Raw genomic sequence first — 20,879 nt, 5'->3', positions numbered from 1 at the left:
CCGCCGGCGCGGCCTCGCTCCGGCTTTGGCGGTACTCGAAGGCTTCGGGTTCGTCGCGGTAGATTCCCGGCCAGGTCGTGGAAGGCGTGCACGTCGAACCGGAAGGGCACCGACGCGTCCCCGAGCTCGCGCACCCGGTCCATCGGCTCGAACCGGACGTAGCCCGCACGGATGTTGGCCTGCCGCTCTTCGATGCCGTTCAGCGCGGCCTCGATCTCGTCGAGCTTCCGCTCAAGGTCGGCCGCTCCTTCCGCAGGTACAGGTTCTCCCGCTGCGCGGCCTCGGGCCCGAAGATCACCTGGTGTCAGGCGGAGTCGCGGCCGGCGGCCGGCTTCGGCTGACCTGCAACACCGCCAGCACAACGAGGATGAGCACCAGGGCCAGCGCCAGCGCCGTCCACATGGCGACGTGCAGCTGCAACAACCCCCCGGCCAGCGCACCCACCAGCATCGCCCCCACCGCCGCCACCTTCCGCAGCGGGTGCGACCCCGGTCCACCGGCCGCCTTCGAATCCGCCGCGAAACCCGTCAACGTCATGGTCAACACCGTCGTCGTCAGGTCGGGCGCGCCGATGCGGCGGACCGCCGCGTTCTGCAGGCCCATCGCCACGCCCAGCACGACGATCAGCAGCTCGCTGCCCACCCGCGTCCCGCTGCCGAGCGTCGCCGACAGCACCACGGCCACCGCCACCAGCGCCGCCTGGACCGCGGTCGCCTGCCGGAGGGCGTCGTAGTCGTCGTCACGGCGGGCCAGCCGGCCGCCGGCGAGCGCGCCCGCCAGGAACGCCAGCACCGCGGTCAGCGACGCGAGCACCGACAGCGTCGCCTCGCCCGCCGCCGCGAAGCCGAGGAACACGACGTTGCCGGTCATGTTGGCCACAAACACCCGGCCCAGCCCGAGGAAACTGACCGCGTCGACGACCCCGGTCACGACGGTCAGCGTCAGCAGCAGCGCGGCCAGGTCGCGCGGTTTCGGTTCAGCCATGCGCGCAGTCAACCACCGCGCGGGTCAGCTCGCGGTGTCCGAGCGCGTCGGTGCTGTCGACGAACTGGTCGATCGCCCCGATCACCGGCGTGTCGCCGGCCAGGGAGCGGACGAACCGCTCGGCGTGGATCACCTGGAACGGGCGGTCGAAGAAGCAGCTCACGCGCGGCTCGACCGGGTCGGTGAGGCCGAGGGCGTTGTGCTGCTCGGCGACGTTTTCGCAGGCCGCGACGAGGTGCCGTTCGCGCTCCCGCCAGTCCGTCGCCGCGAGGGCGCCGGTGAGGTGCGGGGTCAACGCCGTCGCGGCCGGCAGCCGCGCGAAGGCGCTCCCGAGCCACTTGCTGTACGGCGGGTACCGGCGCGCCATGAGCAGGCACAGCCGCATGAGGTCCCGCACGAGCCGCGCCGCGACGACGGCGGAGCCCAGCTCGTCCCCGACCTCCCCGCACCGGCCGACGAACGCGTCCTCCTGGCCGATGCGCTGCCATTGACCGGCGAGGACGTACCGCCAGACGTCGTCGGGGTACCAGGCGACGCACTGCCGGAGTTCGTCGAACCCGAGGTCGTCGTGGTGCACCGCCCCGCCGGTGAACTCGGCGAAGACCTGGGTCGGGGTGGCGAGCCAGTCGTGGCGGCCGGCATGCCGCGGGTCGAAGCCGAGGAAGCCGCGCACCCATTCGTCGAGCGTCGCGACTTCGAGTTTCGTCGGGTGGCCCAGGAAAGTGTCCGGGATCGGGATGTCCCGGACCTCCGGGAGGAAGAGGAAGACGCGGGCGGTCCAGTCGTGATCGGTGGAGCGCGCGGTGTCGAAGCCGAGGACCTCCGAGCCGGGCCCGACCAGCGCGGCGGTGTGCGGCCCGCCGACGACCGGCGCGACGGCGTCGGCGTAGAACCGGCGGCTCAGGTCGATTCCGGAAAGCGACGTCATGAATGCCAGTGTGGCTTACTAACGCGCGAAGCGCGCTTCATTATGCGAAGCTGCTTCGCAGGCGCTTCGCGGGCGGAATCCGTTGTCGCACAGGCAGAACAGCAACATCCGTTCCGGTGAACCCCTGCGCGGCAGGGGCCGTTTTGTCGGTGGTTGCCTTTAGCGTGCGGGCATGACCGAAAAGAGCACGGTGCGCACGCGGGAGATGGGCGTCGAGTTGAAGGCCCAGCGCGAGGCGAAACAGATGTCCCTGCGCGAGGTGGCCCGGCGCGCCCACTGGTCGGCGTCGAAGGTGTCCGGCTGGGAGAACGGCAGGCGCATCTCCCCGATCGACCTGGCGATCTACCTCGCGCACTGCGGCACCGAGGCACCCGAGCGCGAGCGGCTGCTGCACCTGACCCGGCCACCGAGTGAGCTGTACTGGGTGCGGCCGTACTTCGACGAGCTCGTCGACCCGATGAAGTCCCTGATCATCCAGGAAAACTTGGCGACGGCGGTGATCTCGAACAGCCCGGCGGCCCTGCCGGGCATGCTCCAGACCGAGGACTACGTGCGCAGCATCTACGAGCTGTCCGGCCGCTACACGACAGATCGCCTGAAGACGCTGGTCCGCGCGAGGATCGACCGGCAACGGCTGCTGCAGCGCCGAAACCCGCCCCACTGCGTCTACTTCCTGTACGAGCACACGCTGCGATCGATCCTGCGCGACCCGGCATTGATGCACGAACAGCTGCAGTCGTTGGTACTGGCCACGAACCTCCCCCACTGCACGATCCGCGTCGTGCCGGCGTCGGCACCGCCGTACCACTTGGTCGGCAGCCGGTTCACCATCTTGGAGTTCGCGGAGCACCCACCGGTGGCGTACGAGGAGACGTTCGCCGCGGGGCTGTTCGTCGACGACCGCGTGGCGGTCGAGGCGTTCTACGTCCTGCGCACGCGCCTGGAGCAGGCGGCGTTGTCCGAACGCGAGTCGCGGGAGTTCCTGGTCCGCCTGACGGAGGAGTTCGAACGCATGGAGAAGTAAGCGATCCGTTTGGTCCCACCAAGTTCCGGCGCGCTCAGCCCACCCGCTCCCCGTCACGCCAAACCGCCCGCACCCGAGCAGGCAGATCCGACACGTCGAGCCCCACGCCGTCCAGCAACACCAGATCCGCCCGCAACCCCGGCTCGATCCGGCCCCGGTCGTCGTCCAGCCTGAGCAGCCGCGCCGCCTCGGAGGTAGCCGCCTTCAACGCCGCCGCGTCGCCCAGTACTGCGGCCAGCAACCTCAGCTCGGTCGTCAAGTCGACATGGGGACGCGGCGCCAGGTCCGACCCCGCGGCGATCCGGACCCCCGCCTCCACCGCGAGGCGCAGCGAACGCCGGTGCGTCTCGGCGAACTCCGTCTCGCTCAACGGCGACAACGTCGGCACGTACCAAGTGTCCGCCAGCGCCGCGACGGCGGAGTCGTCGAGGAACGTTCCGTGCTCGATGCTGCGCGCCCCCGCGCGGGCCGCCGACTCCACCGCCGCCGCGGTGTGCGCGTGCGCCAGGACGTCGCGGCCGCAGCGGGCGGCCTCGTCGACCACCACGGCGAGCTCCTCGTCGGTCGGGCGGACGTCCACGCCCGCGCGGACCGCCCGCATCGAGCCGCTCGCGCCGACCTTGATCCAGTCGGCGCCCGCGCGCACCATCCGGCGGACGGCCGCGCGGGCGGCGTCCGGCCCGTCGAACAGCGGGTCCGGCAACGACGGGTCACCGTAGTTGTCGACGGCGCCCGCGGCCGGGTCCCACACGTCGCCGAGCCCTCCGGTCGGCCCCAGCTGGCGCAGGCTGACCAGCAGGTCCGGCCCGGAAATCCACCTCTGGGCCAGCGCGTGCTTGAACCCGGCGTCGGCGCCCCACGCGTCCCGCACGGTCGTGATCCCCCGCGCCAGCAACCCCCGCAACACCGGCACGGCCTCGAGAATCCGGGCACTGCGCGGCAACGATTCGGGCCGCCGGAACGCGACGTGCACGTGGCAGTCGATGAGCCCCGGGATGAGCAGCCCGCCGGAACAGTCGACGGGCGGCCCGTCGAGACCCGGCCCGACTTCGGCGATCCGCCCGCCGTCGAGCCGGACGTCCGCGCGGGTCGTCTCGCCGGTCTCGGGGTCGAACACGCGCGCCCCGGCGAGCACCGTCACGCGAAAGCCTTGCGGTAGACGAGGAAATCGCACGGCGTGGCCAGCGACGGCGCGAGGTGCGGGTAGTCCACGGCGAGGTCGGCGCGGTGCGTGACGCGGTAGCCGAGCCGGTCGTACCACTCGGCGAGGAACTGCTTGGCCGGGTGCGTCCACTCGCGCGGCACCAGCAGTTCGAGCTGCATCTCGCGGCAGCCCGCGTCCCGGCTCACCCGCTCGGCGAACGCCACCAGCTCACGCCCGATGCCGAGGCCGCGCCGCGCGGGGTCGGCCGCGAGCATGCCGAACTCGCCGGTCGCCTCGCCAGGCCGCTGGACGCGCACCGACCCGGCGAGGTCACCGTCCACGAAGGCGACGGCGATCTCGCCGGCCCGCACGAGCCCGGCCACCTCGTCGGCGGACGTCCGGTCGGCGTTCCCTTGCCAGAGCCCCTTCTCGGACTCGGCGTAGACCTGGTTCACCAAGCCGGCGATCCGGGCGATCAAGGCGAGGTCGGCGGACGGCGGCAGCAGCTCGATCTCCAGCACCCCACCATCCTGCCGGGATCACGGCTTGAGCGCTCGCACGCAGTGCAGGAATCCACCGGTCCAGCTTTCCGACTCCACTTCGAAGCCGGCCTCCGCGAGCATCGGCGCAATCCGTTCGACCGGGTTGTCCCGCATCTCCGGCCCGGCGATCGCGCCCACGAGGTGCCGGCCCAGACGTCCCCGAGGCGGGCGGAAGTCCGCCAGCAGGATCCGGCCGCCGGGACGAAGGACCCGGAACATCTCGCGGAACGCCTTGCCTCGCACCGCTTCCGGGATGTGGTGCACGGCGAGGCTGGACACCACGACGTCGAACGAGCCGTCGGGCGCGGCGAGCGCCTCGGCCCGGCCCACTTCGAACGAGCAGTTCGCCGTGCCGCGCAGGCGGCGCGCCTGCCCGACCATCGGCTCGGACGGATCGATCCCCACCGCACTCCCGCCGGGCGCCGCGGCTTCGGCCGCCAGCGCCGTCAGGTACCCGGGCCCGCAGCCGACGTCCAGCACCCGGTCGCCCGGCGCGACGCCCGCCAGCGCCACCAGCCGGCCGAACGTGCGCTTCCGCCGGCCGGCGAACACCGCCATCGACAGCACTTCGTACGCCAAGGCGTGCTGGATCGCCCCCGGCGCCTGCGCGTCCGGCTGTCCGTGCACCAGCTGTCCCAGTCTCATGACCGGCTCCCTAACTTAGTCGTGACTAAGTAATTGAGGTTAGTCGTCACTAAGTTCGAGGGCAAGGGGCACTAGGCTGAGGCCGTGACCGAGTCAGCCCGCAAGCTCCGGATGAGCGCCCCGGACCGTCGCGAATCGATCCTCGCCGCCGCCATCGAGGTCTTCGCCGAGGTCGGCTACCTGCGGGGCAAGACCTCGACCGTGGCGCGCCGGGTCGGCGTCAGCGAGCCCGTCGTGTTCCAGAACTTCGGCACCAAGGCCGCCTTGTTCGCCGCCGTGGTCGACCGCGCCGCGGACCACGTCTGCCGGCTGATCGACCGCACGACCGACAGCGCGGCGCCGGTCGCCGGACTGCTCGAGACGATGCTGGACCCCGGTCACCTCGACGAGGTGCACAGCGCGGGCATGATCGGCGCGATCTTCGCCGACGCCGCCGCCGTCACCGGGGAACCCGAGGTCGAGGCGGCCGCGAAGAGGTCCACCCAGCGCTTCGCCGGCTCGCTCACCGCGTTGCTGGAGCGCGGCCGGGCCGAGGGCGAGCTGCGCGCGGACCTCGACGCCGAGGCCGCCGCCTGGTGGCTGCTTTCGCTGGTCGCGTCACAGAAGTTCCGGCGCCGGACCGCCGCGGAACCGGCCGCGGTCGAAGCCAAGCTCGCCGCCGGCACGCTCGGCTTCCTGCTGGCGCCGCGGAAATGAAGACGCTCGCGAACCGGCTTGGTCGCACGGTTCGCGAGCGTCGGGAGGGAAGCGTTACTTGTCGCGGCGGAAGAGCTTGTTGCCCAGCCACACGATCGGGTCGTACTTGCGGTCGGCGACGCGCTCCTTCATCGGGATGAGCGCGTTGTCGGTGATGTGGATGCCTTCCGGGCAGACCTCGCTGCAGCACTTGGTGATGTTGCAGTAGCCGAGGCCGTGCTCCTCCTGAGCCGCGTCACGCCGGTCCGCGACGTCGAGCGGGTGCATCTCCAGCTCGGCGATGCGCATCAGGTACCGCGGCCCGGCGAAGGCTTCCTTGTTCTCCTCGTGGTCGCGGACCACGTGGCAGGTGTTCTGGCACAGGAAGCACTCGATGCACTTCCGGAACTCCTGCGACCGCTCGACGTCCACCTGCTGCATCCGGTACTCACCGGGCTTGAGGTCCGCGGGCGGGGTGAACGACGGGATCTCCCGCGCCTTCGTGTAGTTGAAGGACACGTCGGTGACGAGGTCGCGGATCACCGGGAACGTCCGCATCGGCGTCACCGTGATCACCTCTTCCTCGGTGAACGTCGACATCCGCGTCATGCACAGCAGCCGCGGCTTGCCGTTGATCTCCGCCGAGCACGAGCCGCACTTGCCCGCCTTGCAGTTCCAGCGCACCGCGAGGTCCGACGCCTGGGTGGCCTGCAGCCGGTGGATGATGTCGAGGACGACCTCGCCCTCGTTCACCTCCACCGTGAAGTCCTGCAGCTCGCCGCCCGTGTCGTCGCCGCGCCAGACCCGGAAACTCGCCTTGTAGCTCATGCCTTGCTCCCGGGGTGCGCTTCGAGCTCGTCGTCGGTGTAGTACTTCCCGAGTTCGCCGAATTCGAACAGCTCCAGCAGGTCCTGCCGCAGCGGCACCTGCTCCTCCACCGTGACGCTGATGTCCGGGACGACGGGGTTGTCGCCCTCCGACGCCGCGCACACCAGCAGCTTGTGCCGCCACTCGGCGTCCATGCCCGGGAAGTCGTCGCGGGTGTGCCCGCCACGGCTCTCGGTCCGCGTCAACGCGGCCTTCGCGACGCACTCGCTCACCATCAGCATGTTGCGCAGGTCGATCGCGAGGTGCCAGCCCGGGTTGAACTGCCGGTGCCCTTCGACCGTGACGCGCAGGATCCGCTGCCGCAGCTCGGCGAGCTTCGTCAGCGCCTGCTCGATCTCCCCGGCCTTGCGGATGATGCCGACCAGGTCGTTCATCGACTGCTGCAGCTCGGTGTGCAGGGTGTAGGGGTTCTCGGCCGTGGCGCCCTCGGGCGGGTCGAACGGCGCGAGCGCCATCCGCGCCGCGGCGTCCACATCGGACTGCCCGACCGCGGGCCGCTCGGCCAGGCCGAGCACGTACTCGGCCGCGCCGAGTCCCGCGCGGCGGCCGAACACCAGCAGGTCGGACAGCGAGTTGCCGCCGAGCCGGTTGGACCCGTGCATGCCGCCCGAGCACTCGCCGGCCGCGAACAGGCCGGGCACGCTCGCCGCGGCCGTGTCCGGGTCGACCTCGATGCCGCCCATGACGTAGTGGCAGGTCGGGCCGACCTCCATCGGCTCCGCCGTGATGTCGACGTCCGCCAGCTCCTTGAACTGGTGGTACATCGACGGCAGCCGCTTCTTGATCTCCTCGGCCGGCAGCCGGCTGGCGATGTCGAGGAAGACGCCGCCGTGCGGGGAGCCGCGGCCCTCCTTGACCTCGGAGTTGATCGCGCGGGCGACCTCGTCGCGGGGCAGCAGGTCCGGCGTGCGCCGGTTGTTGTCCGCGTCGGCGTACCAGCGGTCGGCTTCCTCTTCGCTTTCCGCGTACTGGCCCTTGAAGACGTCGGGCACGTACTCGAACATGAACCGCTTGCCGTCGGAGTTCTTGAGCACGCCGCCGTCGCCGCGCACGCCCTCGGTGACGAGGATGCCCTTGACGCTCGGTGGCCAGACCATCCCGGTCGGGTGGAACTGGACGAACTCCATGTTGATCAGCTTCGCGCCCGCCCGCAGGGCCAGCGCGTGGCCGTCGCCGGTGTACTCCCACGAGTTCGACGTCACCTTGAACGACTTGCCGATGCCGCCGGTGGCGAGCACGACCGCGGGCGCCTCGAAGAGGATGAAGCGGCCGCTCTCGCGCCAGTAGCCGAACGCGCCGGCGATCTTCCCGTCGGTGGTGAGCAGCTCGGTGACCGTGCACTCGGCGAAGACCTTGATCTTCGCTTCGTAGTCACCGGTCTCGGCGAAGTCCTCCTGCTGCAGCGAAACGATCTTCTGCTGCATCGTGCGGATCAGCTCGAGGCCGGTGCGGTCACCGACGTGCGCCAGCCGCGGGTAGGTGTGCCCGCCGAAGTTGCGCTGGCTGATCCGGCCGTCGGCGGTGCGGTCGAACAGGGCGCCGTAGGTCTCGAGCTCCCAGACGCGGTCCGGCGCCTCCTTGGCGTGCAGCTCGGCCATCCGCCAGTTGTTGAGGAACTTCCCGCCGCGCATGGTGTCGCGGAAGTGGACCTGCCAGTTGTCGTTCGAGTTCGCGTTGCCCATCGACGCCGCGCAGCCGCCCTCGGCCATCACCGTGTGCGCCTTGCCGAACAGGGACTTGCAGACGACGGCGACGCGGAAACCGCGTTCGCGCGCCTCGATCACAGCTCGCAGACCGGCGCCACCGGCACCGATCACCACCACGTCGTAGCTGTGCCGTTCGACCTCGGTCATAGAAGAATTCCACCTCGGAACTGGGGACGTCGTTGTCGGGAGGGGCAGGGCGTCAGTTCACGAATCTCAGGTCCGTGATCGCCCCGCTGGCCACGAGCATGACGTAGAAGTCGGTCAGCACCAGCGTGCCGAGCGTCGTCCAGGCCAGCGCCATGTGGCGGGTGTTGAGCTTCGAGACCTTCGTCCAGATCCAGTAGCGCACCGGATGCTTGGAGAAGTGCTTCAGCCTGCCGCCGGTCACGTGCCGGCACGAGTGGCAGGAGAGCGTGTACGCCCACAGCAGGACCACGTTGCCGAGCAGGACGATGTTGCCCAGCCCGAACCCGAAACCGCCGGTCTTCCCGTGGAACGCCGTGATCGCGTCGTAGGTGTTGATCAGCGAGACGATCAGCGCGACGTAGAAGAAGTAGCGGTGGACGTTCTGGATGATCAGCGGCAGCCGCGTCTCGCCGGTGTACTTCGCGTGCGGTTCCGCGACGGCGCAGGCGGGCGGGGAGAACCACACGGCCCGGTAGTAGGCCTTGCGGTAGTAGTAGCACGTCAGGCGGAACCCGAGCAGGAACGGCAGCACGACGAACCCGAGCGGGATGAACCCGGGCAGGTCGCCGAACCAGTGACCGAAGTGGCTCGAACCCTCGACGCAGGAAGTGGACAGGCAGGGCGAGTAGAACGGCGTCAGGTAGTGGTAGTCGGGCACCCAGTACGCGGTGCGCACGAACGACCGGACCGTCGCGTAGATGATGAACGCCGACAGTCCGAGCACGGTCAGCAGCGGCTGGAGCCACCACCGGTCCGTGCGGAGGGTGCGCTCGGCGATCCGGGCCCGCTTGGGGGCCCGGACGCCGGTGCCGACGCCGTTGTCAGCGGGAGCGCTCACCGCTGGTCGCGCTTGTAGCCGCCGACGCCTTCGTCATCGGCGCCGTGCCACAGCGACGGGTCGTACGGCGTGTCGGGTACGGGGACGCGTTCGGCCGCCTTCGCCTGGGCGGGCACCGCGAGCGGCGTGCCGTCGAGGTCCGCGGTGTCGATGTCAAGGCGCTCAACGTCGTTCGCGAGCCGGCGGACCGCCGACGCGTCGCCGTAACGAGAGCGCAGTGCGCCGACGCACTGCCGGAGCTGGCCGATGGTTCGCCGCAGCTCGGCGATCTCGGAGGTGGACATCAATCCTCCCGGTGTGGTGGGGCCGGCGAAGCCGGGCGATCACTCGCCCGTACGGCTTTACCGTGCGTCGTGCAGTGTGACAACTAGCACACTAACGGTTCTGGGGGTGATCGGGGTCACGCGGGTCGATCTTCTGAATCGATTTTGATTCGGCGTTTTCGCGAGGTACTGTGGCCAGTGTCACGACCCAGAGGCGCCAGCGCTGCCGTCCCGCGGACCACCCCACACCAGTGATCCGGAGCCGGACATGAGCCCCACCCCCACCACGAAGCTGCACCGAGTCGTCGCCGACGTCACCGAGCGCATCGCCGCGCGCAGTGCCGCGACCCGCACCGCCTACCTCGGCCGGATGGCCGCCGCGTACGAAGAAGGCCCGGTCCGCCGCGGTCTCGCGTGCAGCAACCTCGCCCACGGCTTCGCCGCCATGGACGGCGTCGACAAGGAAGCCCTGCGGGCCGCGCGCGCCCCGGGCGTCGCGATCGTCTCGTCCTACAACGACATGCTGTCGGCGCACCAGCCGATGCAGGAGTACCCGGCCTGGCTGAAGAAGTCCGTCCGTTCCGCCGGCGGCGTCGCCCAGTTCGCCGGCGGCGTGCCCGCGATGTGCGACGGCATCACCCAGGGCCGCGCCGGCATGGAGCTGTCCCTGTTCAGCCGCGAGGTCATCGCGATGTCGACGGCCATCGCGCTCTCCCACGACATGTTCGACGCGGCGCTGCTGCTGGGCGTCTGCGACAAGATCGTGCCCGGCCTGCTGATCGGCGCGCTGTCGTTCGGGCACCTGCCCGCCCTGCTGGTCCCGGCCGGCCCGATGAGCTCCGGGCTGCCGAACAAGGAGAAGGCGCGCGTCCGGCAGCTGTACGCCGAAGGCCTCGCGACGCGCGAAGACCTCCTGGACGCCGAAGCTGCGTCGTACCACTCGGCCGGCACCTGCACGTTCTACGGCACGGCCAACTCCAACCAGATGGTCGTCGAGGTGATGGGCCTGCACCTGCCCGGCGCCAGCTTCGTCCAGCCCGGCTCGGCGCTGCGTCAGGCGCTCACCGAAGAGGCCGGGCGCCGGATCGTCGCCATCTCGCGCGGCGAGGAGTACACGCCGGTCTCGCGGATCCTCGACGAGAAGGCGTTCGTCAACGGTGTCATCGCGCTGCTCGCCACCGGCGGGTCGACCAACCACACGATGCACCTGGTCGCGATCGCCGCGGCCGCGGGCATCCAGCTGACCTGGGACGACTTCTCCGACCTCTCGGCCGTCGTGCCGCTGCTGGCGCGGGTCTACCCGAACGGCAGCGCCGACATCAACCACTTCCACGCCGCCGGCGGCATCCAGTTCCTGGTCGGCACGCTGCTTGACGCCGGGCTACTGCACGAGGACGTCCACACCGTCGCCGGGTTCGGCCTGCACCGCTACCGCGCCGAGCCGATCCTGTCCGACGGCGAGCTGGTCTGGCGCGACGTGCCGACCCGCAGCCTCGACGAAGAGGTGCTGCGCCCGGCGTGGCGCCCGTTCGCCGCGGACGGCGGGCTGCGGATGGTCGAGGGCAACCTCGGCCGCGGGGTGGTCAAGGTGTCGGCGGTCGCGCCCGAGCACCGGGTCGTCCAAGCGCCGGCGCGGGTGTTCACCACCCAGGAGGCGTTCAAGACCGCGTTCGAGGCCGGCGAGCTGGACCGCGACGTCGTCGTGGTGCTCCGGCAGCAGGGGCCGCGGGCCAACGGCATGCCGGAGCTGCACGGCCTGACCCCGGCGCTGGGCGTGCTGATGGACCGGGGGCACGCCGTGGCGTTGCTCACCGACGGCCGCATGTCGGGCGCGTCGGGCAAGATCCCGGCCGCCATCCAGGTGACGCCGGAAGCCGCGGCGGGCGGCCCGATCGCGCGCATCGCCGACGGCGACGTCGTGCGGCTCGACGCGGCCACGGGCAGCCTCGACGTGCTCGTCGGTGACGAAGAACTCGCCCGCCGTGAGCTTGTGGACTCGCCGCCGTCCGAAGCATCCTGGACCGGCACCGGCCGAGAGCTGTTCGCCGCGTTGCGCCGTGCCGTCGGCCCCGCTGACCAGGGCGCTTCCGTCTTCGGCGGCTTGACGCCGGAGCACTTCGGAACGCCCGCTTTCACAATCCAGGAGGTCGGTCAGTGACCACCGGTCAGGACCTGCTCGAGCTGTCCCCCGTGATGCCCGTCGTGGTGATCGACGACGCCGACGACGCGGTGCCCACGGCCCGGGCCCTGCTCGCCGGCGGGATCGGGGTCATCGAGCTGACCCTGCGCACCCCGGCGGCGTTGTCGGCGATCGAGCGCGTCGCCACCGAGGTGCCGGAGATCGTCATCGGCGCCGGCACCGTCACGGCGGCGGACCACGCGAAGCAGGCGGCGGACGCGGGCGCGAAGTTCCTCGTGACGCCGGGCTGCACCGACGCGGTCGTCGACGCGTGCTTCGAGACCGGGCTGCCGTTCCTGCCCGGCGCGAGCACCGTGTCCGAGGCGATGCGGCTGGCCGAGCGCGGGCTCACGGCGTTGAAGTTCTTCCCGGCCGAGGCGTCCGGCGGGGTCGCGTACCTGAAGTCGATCGCGGGCCCGTTGCCGTCGTTGAAGTTCTGCCCGACCGGCGGGATCACGGTCGCGTCGGCGCCTTCGTACCTGGCGCTGCCGAACGTCGGCTGCATCGGCGGTTCGTGGCTGACGGCCTCGCTCGATCCCGTCACGATCGAGAAGCTGGCCGCGGAAGCCGCACAGCTGTAGCGGAGATCACCCCGTGTCGTAGCCGCGCCCCGAACGGCGGAATACGCGTCCGCATCGCGGGAGCACCGTTCCAGTTCCCTGGAACGGTGCTCCGAGCGGGTGTGGCGGCAGTCATGAATCCCGCTGAATGGAGCAATCGCGGCCCCGGTGGGTGATTTACCGGCCTGTTATCGTTTCCCCTCGCTGTTTCGAGCGAGGAGATCCGGTGTCCCTGACCGATGTGGTCGCCCCCAGTCCTGCCCCCGAGAACGTCGCCGCACTCATCGGCGAACGCCTTTCGCTGTCCGCCCTCCACCAGCTGGGCGGCACCCTCGGCGGCTATTCCTTCGTCAAGGTCGTGGTCGACCGCGAAAACGCGGTGATCCACTTCCTGAACGACGCCCGCCATTCCTTTCACGCGATCTATATCGGGGAAGAGATCCTCGGAGTCCCCGAAGAACGGGTGCGCGCGGAGATCGACTCCTACAACCAAGACTTCTACCACGCACCGGACCGCCGGTTCCTGCTCGGCATTATCGCCCGCCACCCGCAGCTGCTTTCCCTGGAGACGGTCGAGGTCGACACGATGCCGGCCGCGCTGATCCGCGAGTTCCACGCGTTCGTCGCGCGGTACGTCGACCCGGCGCTGCCGCTGGTGTTCAAGCCGGCCAACCAGCTGCAGGAGCGGATCGTCCGGGAGATCCCGCCGAGCGAGCTGCCGCGGGTGTTCGCGCACGAACTGTTCTCGACGGCGCCGTTCGTCCCGCTGAACCCCGGCACGGCCACGGGCCGGCTGCGCGCGTTCCGCACCGACGCCGAGTACCGCGCCGCGACGCTGGACTGGTCGGACATCATCGTGATGGACCGCGTCCCCGACGACATCCCGCGGCTGTCGGGCATCGTCAACGCCCGCCACACGACACCGTTGTCGCACACCAACGTGCTCGCCACCGGCTGGCAGATCCCGAACGCCGTCCAGGTCGGCGCCCTGGCCGACATCGAGCAGCGCGGCCTCGACGGCAAGTGGGTCGAGTACACAGTGGACGCTCAGGGGCTCACGCTGCGGGAGGTCCCCGAGCCGGCCTCGGCGGCCCCGCCGGTCTGGTACGCCCAGCGCGTCAAGCTGGAGGAACCGGAGTCCGAGCACAGCCCGATCGTGAACTTGACGCGGCTGCGCGCGGCCGACCGCTACCGGTACGGGACGAAGGCGGCCAACCTCGGCGAGCTGCACCACGTGCTGGCGCACGGTTCGCAGCGGCTGCTCGGCTTCTACCAGGTGCCGCGTCCGCCGCGCGAGAACCTGCTGCCGTACCTGGCGCGGCTGCTGGACGTCCCGCTTGACGCCGATCTGGGCGCCGCGGCCCGGCGGCTGCTCGACGAGCGCGTCCGCGTGCCGCGCGGGATCGCGCTGCCGTTCTCGCTGCAGCGGCGGTTCCTCGAGTCGTCGCCGCGGATCCAGCAGGCCATCGGCAAGCTGAAGATGGCCCTGGAGCTGGGCGCCCGCGAGATCGAGCCGCTGTGCGTCGAGCTGCAGGGCCTGATCCGCTCGGCCCGGATGCCGGGCGCGCTCGCCGGGGAGATCGACTCCGCGCTGGTGTCGCAGCTGGCCGGGGTGCGGTCGTTCGTCGTGCGCAGCTCGTCGAACGCCGAAGACCTGGCCGGGTTCTCGGCGGCCGGGATCTACGAGTCGCTCAACCACGTCACCACGGCCGAGCGGATCTTCGCCAGCGTCAAGGAGGTGTGGGCGTCGCTGGTGTCGGTGCGCAGCGTCCGGCTGCGGCGCCAGGCCGGCATCTCCCTCGACGAGTGCTACATGGGCGTGGTGATCCAGGAGCAGGTCGCGGCCGACTTCGGCGGCGTGCTCGTGACGACGAACCCGATGAACCGCGCGGACTTCCGCACGGTGTACGTCAACGTGTCGCCGCGCGTGACCGACGTCGTCGAGGGTTCGGCGCTGCCCATGCAGTACCTGTACTCGACGGTCGAGGGCGGTGGCCGCACCGTGTCGCTCGGCGACGCCACGTCGGACCTCGACTCGCGCGCGCACGACCAGCTGCAGCGGCTCGCGATCGCCGGCCGCCTGCTGCAGGGGCACTTCTCGCCCGACTACACGTTCGACTCGCCGGTGGACGTCGAGTGGCTCGCCGACGGCGAGCACCTCCACCTCGTGCAGCTGCGTCCGTATTCCGTTTGAGCTCCAGGAGAAACCGCCATGCTGGGCCTTCGCCTGCCCGCGAACCCCGCCGTCCGGCGCACCGTCCGGCTGACCTACGGGTTCCAGTTCTTCTTCGGCCTGCTGCTGTGGGTGCCGATCTTCTACCAGTACCAGAAGCTCGTCGGCCTGTCCGACGGCGAGATCTTCGGCATCCAGAGCATCTACTACGTCGTGTTCTGCCTGCTGGAGATCCCGACCGGGATGATCGCCGACCGGTTCGACTACCGCACCTCGCTGGCGGCCGGCGCCGGCGTGCTCGTGGCGGCGAACCTGGTGCCGGTGTTCCTCGGCTCGTACACGGGTTTCCTGCTGCACTTCATCCTGATCGCCTTGGCGCGGTCACTGGTCTCCGGCGCGCAGAGCGCGTACCTGTACGAGTACCTCCACGCGTCCGGCGCCGGTGAGCACTACCTGCGCGTGGAAGGCGTCGGCCGCGCGTACAGCCTGGTCGGCAAGATCGTGTACTGGCCGGTGATCGGCTTGCTGATGGCGTGGAACCTCCCTTCCCCGTATTGGCTGACGGCGATCAACGCCGGCGTGGCACTGGCGTTCGCGCTGAGGCTCCCGCCGATCCCCGGCGGCCGCCGGGTAACGGGCAAGACGGCGTCGCTGCTGGCCGGTGTCGGCGGCGCGCTGTCGGCGCTGCGGTCGTCGCGGTGGCTGATGCTGTTGATGGTGCAGGGCATCGCGATGTTCACGCTGGTCCGGATCTGCCAGGTGAACCTGTTCCAGCCGATCCTGGAGTCGAAGTCGCTCTCGGTGAACTGGTACGGCGCGGTGCTGGCCGCCATGACGGTCTTCGAAGCCCTGGGCGCGGCCCGCCCGCACCGCCTCCGCCGCGCGATCGGCCCGGTGGGCTCGGTGTTCACGCTGACGATCGTGATGGCGTTGTGCCTCGGTGTGGTCGTGTTCGTAGGTTCCTTCGCGACGGTGGTCCTGTTGTGCGTCTTCGCGGTGGCGACGGGAATTTCGTTCCCGGTGCAGAAGCAGCTGCTGAACGACTCGATCCCGGACTCCCGCTACCGCGCGACGCTCCTGTCAATGGAGTCCATTGTGGACCGAGCCGTGTGCGCCTTGGTGGCGGTGGCACTGGGCGCGTACCTGGCGGCCGGACAGCTCGACGAGTTCCTGGTGCACTCGGCGGTGGTGACGTGCGTGGCGATGGGGTTGCTGGCGGTGTTGCTGCTGGCGGTCCGCAAGCACCGCTCGGACCGCCGGGTACCGGTGGCTCGCCGAGGCGACCAGTCACCCGTCCGCGAAGCTGCGACGCATCGCTTCCCGCCGACTGGCGCAGAACGCCGGCCCACGGAGCTCCGCCGGCCGGAGGAGCTCCACAACTGACCCACCCGACCATCCCTCGCGTCGACCCGAAAGCTCGCCGCAGAGGCCAAAGCTCAGCTGATCAACACCCACTTGCGTGAGCGCCGCGAAACCTTAGGACTTACTCAGCAGCAAGCAGCAAGTCGTTCAGGGGTGTCAGTAGCCACATGGCGTCGCCTCGAATCCGGCGACGGACCACTCGTCCCACCTGGCGGCCTGCAGGCCCTTCGTGCTGGCGAAGATGTCCCGCCGCCGCCGGGAAAAACTCGATCACCGGATAGAGAGTGGATCAGGAAGATTGGTCGCTCTTTCTCTGGTGATCCACTGACTCCGCGTCCGTACCCCCGATGCATGGCCGAGCAGGTTGCGCTGTGGATCACACTCTTGTGGGCGCATGACAGGAGCGATGACATCACGGCTGACATGATCGATGACGACGAGGAGGTAGCTGAAGCCCTGCCGGAAGTTCCCGACCTCGACGACGACTGGGAGAAGGCCGAGGACGGCCTTTTTGATGACGACTTCGACTTCAAGATCATCTGGCTGAAAAACTTCACCAAAGTCATTTTTGGCGAATCCACTGCCGCGTTCTCCAGCCGCTTCGGCGTTGATGCAACGTCGTATCACCCATTTCGCTGGTGGGAGACCGTAGACAACGACCAGTAAGACGCCCTGCCGCCGCACGCCGCTCCCAAGCCGCGCCGGGACCGGTCAGTCGATGACGGCGTCGTCCAGGAGGGTGGACTCCGCGCCGTACTCGCGGAGTTCCTCCCTGATCACCGTGTACGCCAGCCCCTGCGGGTAGCCCTTGCGGGCGAGGAAGCCGAGCAGCCGGCGTAGCGCCGTCTGCTCGTCGACGTTGCCCAGGGACCCGAGGCGCTTGCGGACCAGTTCCCTGGCCATCTGCTCCTCGGACTCGCGGTCGACCTCGCCCGCCGCCTGCGCGGCGACCTCACCGTCGACGCCCTTGCGCCGCAGTTCGGCCACCAGCGCGGTGCGGGACAGCCCCTGGTTCGCGTGGCGGGACTTCACCCACAGCTGGGCGAACTCCTCGTCGTTGACCAGCCCCGCCTGATCGAGCTTGCCGAGCAGGGTTTGGCTGGTTTCTTCGTCGAATCCCTTGCGGTGCAACGCCTGCCGGAGCTCTTCCTGAGTCCGCGGCCGCGCGGCCAGGAGATCGAAGCAGATCTCCTTGGCCTTCTTGTACCGCTCCTCGGGAGGAAGCTCGGCGGGCGGCACCTTGGGCGCCCTCGCCACGTGAGTCACTCCTTCGTCACGCCCCACCGCGAACCACGGCCACGGCGGGGCTCATCCCCATCGGACCTCAGAAGTCGACCGGCGCCGGAACAGCTTCGACGGCTTCCGCGTCGAGCTGCGGGCCGATGCCGAGCTTCTCCTTGATCCGCTTCTCGATCTCGTTGGCGATGTCCGGGTTGTCGCGCAGGAACCGGCGCGCGTTCTCCTTGCCCTGACCGAGCTGGTCGCCTTCGTAGGTGTACCAGGCGCCGGACTTGCGCACGATGGACTGGTCGACACCCATGTCGATCAGCGAACCCTCGCGGGAGATGCCCTGGCCGTACAGGATGTCGAACTCGGCCTGCTTGAAGGGCGGGGCCACCTTGTTCTTGACGACCTTGACGCGGGTCCGGTTGCCGACCGCCTCGCCGCCGTCCTTCATCGTCTCGATGCGGCGCACGTCCAGGCGGACCGACGCGTAGAACTTCAGCGCCTTACCACCGGTGGTCGTCTCCGGGGAGCCGAACATGACGCCGACCTTCTCGCGGAGCTGGTTGATGAAGATCGCCGTGGTGCCCGAGTTGGACAGCGCACCGGTGATCTTCCGCAGCGCCTGGCTCATCAGGCGGGCCTGGAGACCGACGTGCGAGTCACCCATCTCGCCTTCGATCTCGGCGCGCGGCACGAGCGCGGCCACGGAGTCGATGACCAGGATGTCGAGCGCGCCGGAGCGGATCAGCATGTCCGCGATCTCCAGCGCCTGCTCACCGGTGTCCGGCTGGGAGACGAGCAGCGCGTCGGTGTCGACGCCGAGGGCCTTGGCGTACTCCGGGTCGAGGGCGTGCTCCGCGTCGATGAACGCCGCGATGCCGCCGGCGCGCTGCGCGTTCGCCACCGCGTGCAGGGCGACCGTCGTCTTACCGGAGGACTCCGGGCCGTAGATCTCGACGACCCGGCCGCGGGGCAGCCCGCCGATGCCGAGCGCGACGTCGAGGGCGATCGAGCCGGTGGGGATCACGGCGATGGGCGGCCGGGTGTCCTCGCCGAGGCGCATCACCGAGCCCTTGCCGTACTGCTTGTCGATCTGCGCGAGCGCGAGCTCAAGCGCCTTGTCCTTGTCGGGTGCTGCAGGCATGGAAGTCCACCTCGCTGGTCGAAGCCCCGGCTCTCCGGGGGCTCTGTGTCGGTTCTTCAGCTGTCCGGTCCGACGCTAGCGGCGGGGACCGACAATTCCAGGCGCGGCGCCCAATCTGTGGATCGCTGGACCCGATGTGGACAACACCATAGACGAACACCTGTTCGAGGTCCGCAGCGACACACCCTTGCGCTAGGATTTTTCGCCCACCCGGGTCGCGTGCCCGGGGATCCGCCCAGGTCAGCGCCGTTCGCGGGGGACGTCGAAGGCGTCGCAGACCTCTCGCCAGACCTCTTTGGCCGGGATTCCCGCGGTCAGCGCCTGGTCGACGGTGCGGCCGCCGAGCCCGCTGAGCACGTGGTCCCGGGCCAGCACCTGGGCCCGTCCGGGGCCGAACTCCTCGGCCATCAGCCGCCGGAAAACCGTGATCCGCATCGGACCCACTCTAACCGGCGGGCGCGAACGGTCCGTTCGCGCCGTCTACTCCCCCGGCTGGACGCTCGCCTCGAAGTAGTCGGCCAGCGTGCCCGGCGTGGTCGCCGCGGCCTGGTCGGCCGAATTCAGCTGGTAGATGAACCCGGCGAGCGGCCGGTCCGACACCGTGAACACGAGCACCGCCGACGTCCGGCCCGCGGCCGACGAGTAGTGCCCCTTGAGCCCGTTGCCGCCCCAGTCGGCCTCGGTGCGGTCGCCGCCCGCGGAGGCGAGCAGGCCGTCGGTGTACTGCTTGAGCGTGTCGGCGTTGTCGCCCTGGACGTAGGTCACCTGCGTGCCCGCCCGGCCCGGCGCGGAGCAGGTCGAGGACACGCCGAGGCTCTCCGCCGGCGCCGCCGGGCCGTTGCCCATGCCCGGCTTGCAGTCGCCGGTGTCGGCGATCTTCCCGGCGAGCTGGCGCAGACAGCCGGTGAGCCCCTTGGCGTCGGCCTGTCCGGGCGTCTTGCACTGGTCGGCGGTGTAGGTCGTCGCCGAGGACGACGCCGTCAGGAAGTACGTCAGCCCCGCCGCGAGCACCACGACGACCGCGGCCGCGATCCCGATGAGCAGCTTCTTCTTCCCGCCGGACTTCGGTTCTGCCTTCTCCGGGGGTGAGTACGCGGGGAAGTTCGACGGCACCGGCTGCGGCCCGCTCGGCGGGAAGTTCGACGGCACCGGCTGCGGCCCGCTCGGCGGGAAGTTCGACGGCGCGTACCCGGGGTACTGCGGCGGCGGGGGCGCGTACTGCGGGCGGTGCGGAACGGCACCGGCTGCCACGGCGCCTTCGACGTTCTGCGTCCGCGCGCCGAGGCCGTCGCGGGCGACGTGCTGGGCGCCGAGCGCGACGGCGGTTTCCGGCTGGTCGAGGCTGCCCGGCACGACGCCGAGCTTCTCCGCGATCATCGTGCCGACCAGCGGCAGCCGGCTCGACCCGCCGACGAGGTAGATGCCGGCCAGCCGGTCCGGGGTCAGCCCGGACGAGCGCAGCGTCCGCGACAACAGTTCGACGCTGCGCAGCATCGCCGGGCGGACCAGGCCTTCCAGCTCACCGCGCGTGACGAGGACGTCCTTGAACGGCTCGGGCATCGGCACCTCGGTCTGCGGGTGCCGCGACAGCGCCTCCTTGGCCGCCTTGACGTCTTCCTGCAGCGCGCGCCGGGTGCGGCGGTCGCCGGTGGACTCGGGACGCAGGAGCCGCTGCCAGCGTTGCGGATCCGAGTGCGAGACCTCGCGCCCGACGTGCACCATCAGCGCCTGGTCGACGTCGAGGCCGCCGAGGTCGGGCAGGCCGTCCTCGGCGAGCACCGTGAAGCCGTTCTGCGTGGCGCCGACGACGGCGACGTCGAAGGTGCCCGCCCCGAGGTCGTAGACGGCGAGCGCCTGGCCGGGCGCCAGCGACTTGCCGGGGAACGACGCGAAGTGCGCGGCCGCGGCGACGGGTTCGGGCACCAGCAGGATGTTCCGGCCCATCCCGGCGAGCCGGGCGGCGGACATCAGGACGTTGCGGCGGGTCTGGCCCCACTGCGCCGGGTGGGTCAGCCGGACCTCGTCCGGCTGCTCGCCGCCGAGCTGGCGGGAGGTTTCTTCGAGGACGCGGCGCAGGATGGCGGCCAGCGCGTCGGTCACCGGGACGACGTCGGTGCCCAGCAGCAGGGTCTGCTCGTCGATGCGGCGCTTGGGGTTCGGCTCGAAGCGCGTCGGGTCGAGGCGGGCGCGGCGCTCGGCGTCGCGGCCGACCATGATCGTGCCCTCTTCGGTGGCGAACACCGCCGACGGCATGTTGGCCGAGCCGTCGACCTCGACGACCCGGGGCGGCATGCCGTGCGCCGAAAGGACAGCGACGGTGTTGGACGTCCCGAGGTCCACCGACAGTATCCGCACAGCACTCCCCTTCGCGAAACACGCCGTACACGGCGTTCGCGGTGATGCTGCCATGC

General features: G+C 70.3%; 20 protein-coding genes and 1 pseudogene. 8 read left to right on the top strand and 13 right to left on the bottom strand.

Annotation, left to right across the window (positions count from 1 at the left end; genetic code table 11):
• Positions 1-294 precede the first annotated feature (294 nt).
• Together ACIRSS_RS01050 and ACIRSS_RS01045 are read right to left on the bottom strand one after the other, a co-directional pair.
• Positions 295-984 carry a YoaK family protein gene (locus ACIRSS_RS01050; protein WP_400889184.1) on the bottom strand — a complete coding sequence of 230 codons (690 nt, stop codon included), beginning with the start codon at positions 982-984 and terminating at the stop codon, positions 295-297.
• Positions 977-1,912 (bottom strand): DUF4037 domain-containing protein, encoded by a 936-nt coding sequence (locus ACIRSS_RS01045; protein WP_400889182.1) that lies wholly within the window; start codon positions 1,910-1,912, stop codon positions 977-979. Before ACIRSS_RS01045 ends, ACIRSS_RS01050 begins: the two co-directional genes overlap by 8 nt.
• 172 nt (positions 1,913-2,084) lie before the next feature.
• Between ACIRSS_RS01045 and ACIRSS_RS01040 the strand changes: the two genes are divergently transcribed.
• A complete protein-coding gene (locus ACIRSS_RS01040) occupies positions 2,085-2,936 on the top strand; it encodes a helix-turn-helix domain-containing protein (protein WP_400889179.1) in 852 nt (283 codons plus the stop codon).
• 34 nt (positions 2,937-2,970) lie between these two features.
• On the opposite strand, the gene ACIRSS_RS01035 is transcribed toward ACIRSS_RS01040, so the two are convergent.
• Genes ACIRSS_RS01035 through ACIRSS_RS01025 form a run of 3 tightly spaced genes read right to left on the bottom strand, consistent with a single transcriptional unit; the run spans position 2,971 to position 5,267 of the window.
• Entirely contained in the window at positions 2,971-4,077 is a 1,107-nt protein-coding gene (locus tag ACIRSS_RS01035) for an amidohydrolase family protein (RefSeq protein WP_400889176.1), read from the bottom strand.
• Positions 4,074-4,601, bottom strand: coding sequence for a GNAT family N-acetyltransferase (locus tag ACIRSS_RS01030; protein WP_400889173.1), 528 nt, complete (start codon positions 4,599-4,601; stop codon positions 4,074-4,076). Before ACIRSS_RS01030 ends, ACIRSS_RS01035 begins: the two co-directional genes overlap by 4 nt.
• Before the next feature lie 18 nt (positions 4,602-4,619).
• Positions 4,620-5,267 carry a class I SAM-dependent methyltransferase gene (locus ACIRSS_RS01025; RefSeq protein ID WP_400889170.1) on the bottom strand — a complete coding sequence of 216 codons (648 nt, stop codon included), beginning with the start codon at positions 5,265-5,267 and terminating at the stop codon, positions 4,620-4,622.
• Between the two features lie 84 nt (positions 5,268-5,351).
• On the opposite strand from ACIRSS_RS01025, the gene ACIRSS_RS01020 reads away from it, so the two are divergent.
• On the top strand, positions 5,352-5,963 hold the full coding sequence (locus tag ACIRSS_RS01020; protein ID WP_400889167.1) for a TetR/AcrR family transcriptional regulator: 612 nt from the start codon (positions 5,352-5,354) through the stop codon (positions 5,961-5,963).
• A 54-nt stretch (positions 5,964-6,017) separates the two neighbouring features.
• Here the strand turns inward: ACIRSS_RS01020 and ACIRSS_RS01015 are convergent, their stop codons facing one another.
• Genes ACIRSS_RS01015 through ACIRSS_RS01000 form a run of 4 tightly spaced genes read right to left on the bottom strand, consistent with a single transcriptional unit; the run spans position 6,018 to position 9,844 of the window.
• Positions 6,018-6,770 carry a succinate dehydrogenase/fumarate reductase iron-sulfur subunit gene (locus tag ACIRSS_RS01015; protein WP_155542045.1) on the bottom strand — a complete coding sequence of 251 codons (753 nt, stop codon included), beginning with the start codon at positions 6,768-6,770 and terminating at the stop codon, positions 6,018-6,020.
• Entirely contained in the window at positions 6,767-8,683 is a 1,917-nt protein-coding gene (locus ACIRSS_RS01010; RefSeq protein WP_400889163.1) for a fumarate reductase/succinate dehydrogenase flavoprotein subunit, read from the bottom strand. The genes ACIRSS_RS01015 and ACIRSS_RS01010 overlap by 4 nt, the downstream gene beginning before the upstream one ends.
• A 52-nt stretch (positions 8,684-8,735) precedes the next feature.
• On the bottom strand, positions 8,736-9,560 hold the full coding sequence (locus ACIRSS_RS01005; protein WP_400889160.1) for a hypothetical protein: 825 nt from the start codon (positions 9,558-9,560) through the stop codon (positions 8,736-8,738).
• Positions 9,557-9,844 (bottom strand): hypothetical protein, encoded by a 288-nt coding sequence (locus ACIRSS_RS01000; protein WP_167379786.1) that lies wholly within the window; start codon positions 9,842-9,844, stop codon positions 9,557-9,559. Before ACIRSS_RS01000 ends, ACIRSS_RS01005 begins: the two co-directional genes overlap by 4 nt.
• Before the next feature lie 247 nt (positions 9,845-10,091).
• Here ACIRSS_RS01000 and edd point away from each other — a divergent pair, with 247 nt between their 5' ends.
• From edd to ACIRSS_RS00970, 6 genes and pseudogenes are all read left to right on the top strand, one after another.
• On the top strand, positions 10,092-11,981 hold the full coding sequence (gene edd / locus ACIRSS_RS00995; protein ID WP_400889157.1) for a phosphogluconate dehydratase: 1,890 nt from the start codon (positions 10,092-10,094) through the stop codon (positions 11,979-11,981).
• Positions 11,978-12,583: a bifunctional 4-hydroxy-2-oxoglutarate aldolase/2-dehydro-3-deoxy-phosphogluconate aldolase gene (gene eda, locus ACIRSS_RS00990; protein WP_400889154.1), complete on the top strand. Its 606-nt coding sequence runs from the start codon at positions 11,978-11,980 to the stop codon at positions 12,581-12,583. Before edd ends, eda begins: the two co-directional genes overlap by 4 nt.
• A 205-nt stretch (positions 12,584-12,788) precedes the next feature.
• On the top strand, positions 12,789-14,756 hold the full coding sequence (locus ACIRSS_RS00985; RefSeq protein ID WP_400889151.1) for a PEP/pyruvate-binding domain-containing protein: 1,968 nt from the start codon (positions 12,789-12,791) through the stop codon (positions 14,754-14,756).
• A gap of 18 nt (positions 14,757-14,774) precedes the next feature.
• Complete coding sequence (locus ACIRSS_RS00980) at positions 14,775-16,118, top strand: MFS transporter (RefSeq protein ID WP_400889148.1); 1,344 nt, start codon at positions 14,775-14,777, stop codon at positions 16,116-16,118.
• A 72-nt stretch (positions 16,119-16,190) separates the two neighbouring features.
• Positions 16,191-16,310: pseudogene (locus ACIRSS_RS00975) on the top strand (helix-turn-helix domain-containing protein); the annotation flags it as partial.
• Between the two features lie 138 nt (positions 16,311-16,448).
• The gene (locus ACIRSS_RS00970) at positions 16,449-16,763 is read left to right on the top strand and encodes a hypothetical protein (RefSeq protein ID WP_400893447.1); all 315 of its coding nucleotides are present in this window, start codon (positions 16,449-16,451) and stop codon (positions 16,761-16,763) included.
• Positions 16,764-16,808: 45 nt separating this feature from the next.
• Here the strand turns inward: ACIRSS_RS00970 and ACIRSS_RS00965 are convergent, their stop codons facing one another.
• The 4 genes from ACIRSS_RS00965 to ACIRSS_RS00950 all read right to left on the bottom strand — a co-directional run bounded on the left by ACIRSS_RS00965 (position 16,809) and on the right by ACIRSS_RS00950 (position 20,823).
• Entirely contained in the window at positions 16,809-17,336 is a 528-nt protein-coding gene (locus ACIRSS_RS00965; protein WP_400893323.1) for a regulatory protein RecX, read from the bottom strand.
• A gap of 85 nt (positions 17,337-17,421) precedes the next feature.
• Positions 17,422-18,468, bottom strand: coding sequence for a recombinase RecA (gene recA / locus ACIRSS_RS00960; protein ID WP_400889145.1), 1,047 nt, complete (start codon positions 18,466-18,468; stop codon positions 17,422-17,424).
• A 240-nt stretch (positions 18,469-18,708) separates the two neighbouring features.
• Positions 18,709-18,903 carry a DUF3046 domain-containing protein gene (locus ACIRSS_RS00955; protein WP_400889142.1) on the bottom strand — a complete coding sequence of 65 codons (195 nt, stop codon included), beginning with the start codon at positions 18,901-18,903 and terminating at the stop codon, positions 18,709-18,711.
• Positions 18,904-18,948: 45 nt separating this feature from the next.
• Positions 18,949-20,823 (bottom strand): Hsp70 family protein, encoded by a 1,875-nt coding sequence (locus ACIRSS_RS00950; protein WP_400889139.1) that lies wholly within the window; start codon positions 20,821-20,823, stop codon positions 18,949-18,951.
• Positions 20,824-20,879: the final 56 nt, after the last annotated feature.

The organism is Amycolatopsis sp. NPDC101161, from assembly GCF_044768185.1.
In the GTDB taxonomy this organism is placed as follows: Bacteria; Actinomycetota; Actinomycetes; order Mycobacteriales; family Pseudonocardiaceae; genus Amycolatopsis.
Note: the sequence above shows the minus strand (reverse complement) of the source record. Positions and strands in the feature narration are given on the sequence as shown.

Bases quoted from the DNA above. Each gene is read 5' to 3' on its own strand.
- recA (WP_400889145.1), bottom strand. From the start codon at position 18,468: ATGCCTGCAGCACCCGACAAGGACAAGGCGCTTGAGCTCGCGCTCGCG.
- ACIRSS_RS01045 (WP_400889182.1), bottom strand. From the start codon at position 1,912: ATGACGTCGCTTTCCGGAATCGACCTGAGCCGCCGGTTCTACGCCGAC.
- ACIRSS_RS01010 (WP_400889163.1), bottom strand. From the start codon at position 8,683: ATGACCGAGGTCGAACGGCACAGCTACGACGTGGTGGTGATCGGTGCC.
- ACIRSS_RS01025 (WP_400889170.1), bottom strand. From the start codon at position 5,267: ATGAGACTGGGACAGCTGGTGCACGGACAGCCGGACGCGCAGGCGCCG.
- ACIRSS_RS01000 (WP_167379786.1), bottom strand. From the start codon at position 9,844: ATGTCCACCTCCGAGATCGCCGAGCTGCGGCGAACCATCGGCCAGCTC.
- ACIRSS_RS01040 (WP_400889179.1), top strand. From the start codon at position 2,085: ATGACCGAAAAGAGCACGGTGCGCACGCGGGAGATGGGCGTCGAGTTG.
- ACIRSS_RS00955 (WP_400889142.1), bottom strand. From the start codon at position 18,903: ATGCGGATCACGGTTTTCCGGCGGCTGATGGCCGAGGAGTTCGGCCCC.
- ACIRSS_RS01015 (WP_155542045.1), bottom strand. From the start codon at position 6,770: ATGAGCTACAAGGCGAGTTTCCGGGTCTGGCGCGGCGACGACACGGGC.
- ACIRSS_RS00980 (WP_400889148.1), top strand. From the start codon at position 14,775: ATGCTGGGCCTTCGCCTGCCCGCGAACCCCGCCGTCCGGCGCACCGTC.
- edd (WP_400889157.1), top strand. From the start codon at position 10,092: ATGAGCCCCACCCCCACCACGAAGCTGCACCGAGTCGTCGCCGACGTC.
- ACIRSS_RS01050 (WP_400889184.1), bottom strand. From the start codon at position 984: ATGGCTGAACCGAAACCGCGCGACCTGGCCGCGCTGCTGCTGACGCTG.
- ACIRSS_RS00970 (WP_400893447.1), top strand. From the start codon at position 16,449: ATGGCCGAGCAGGTTGCGCTGTGGATCACACTCTTGTGGGCGCATGAC.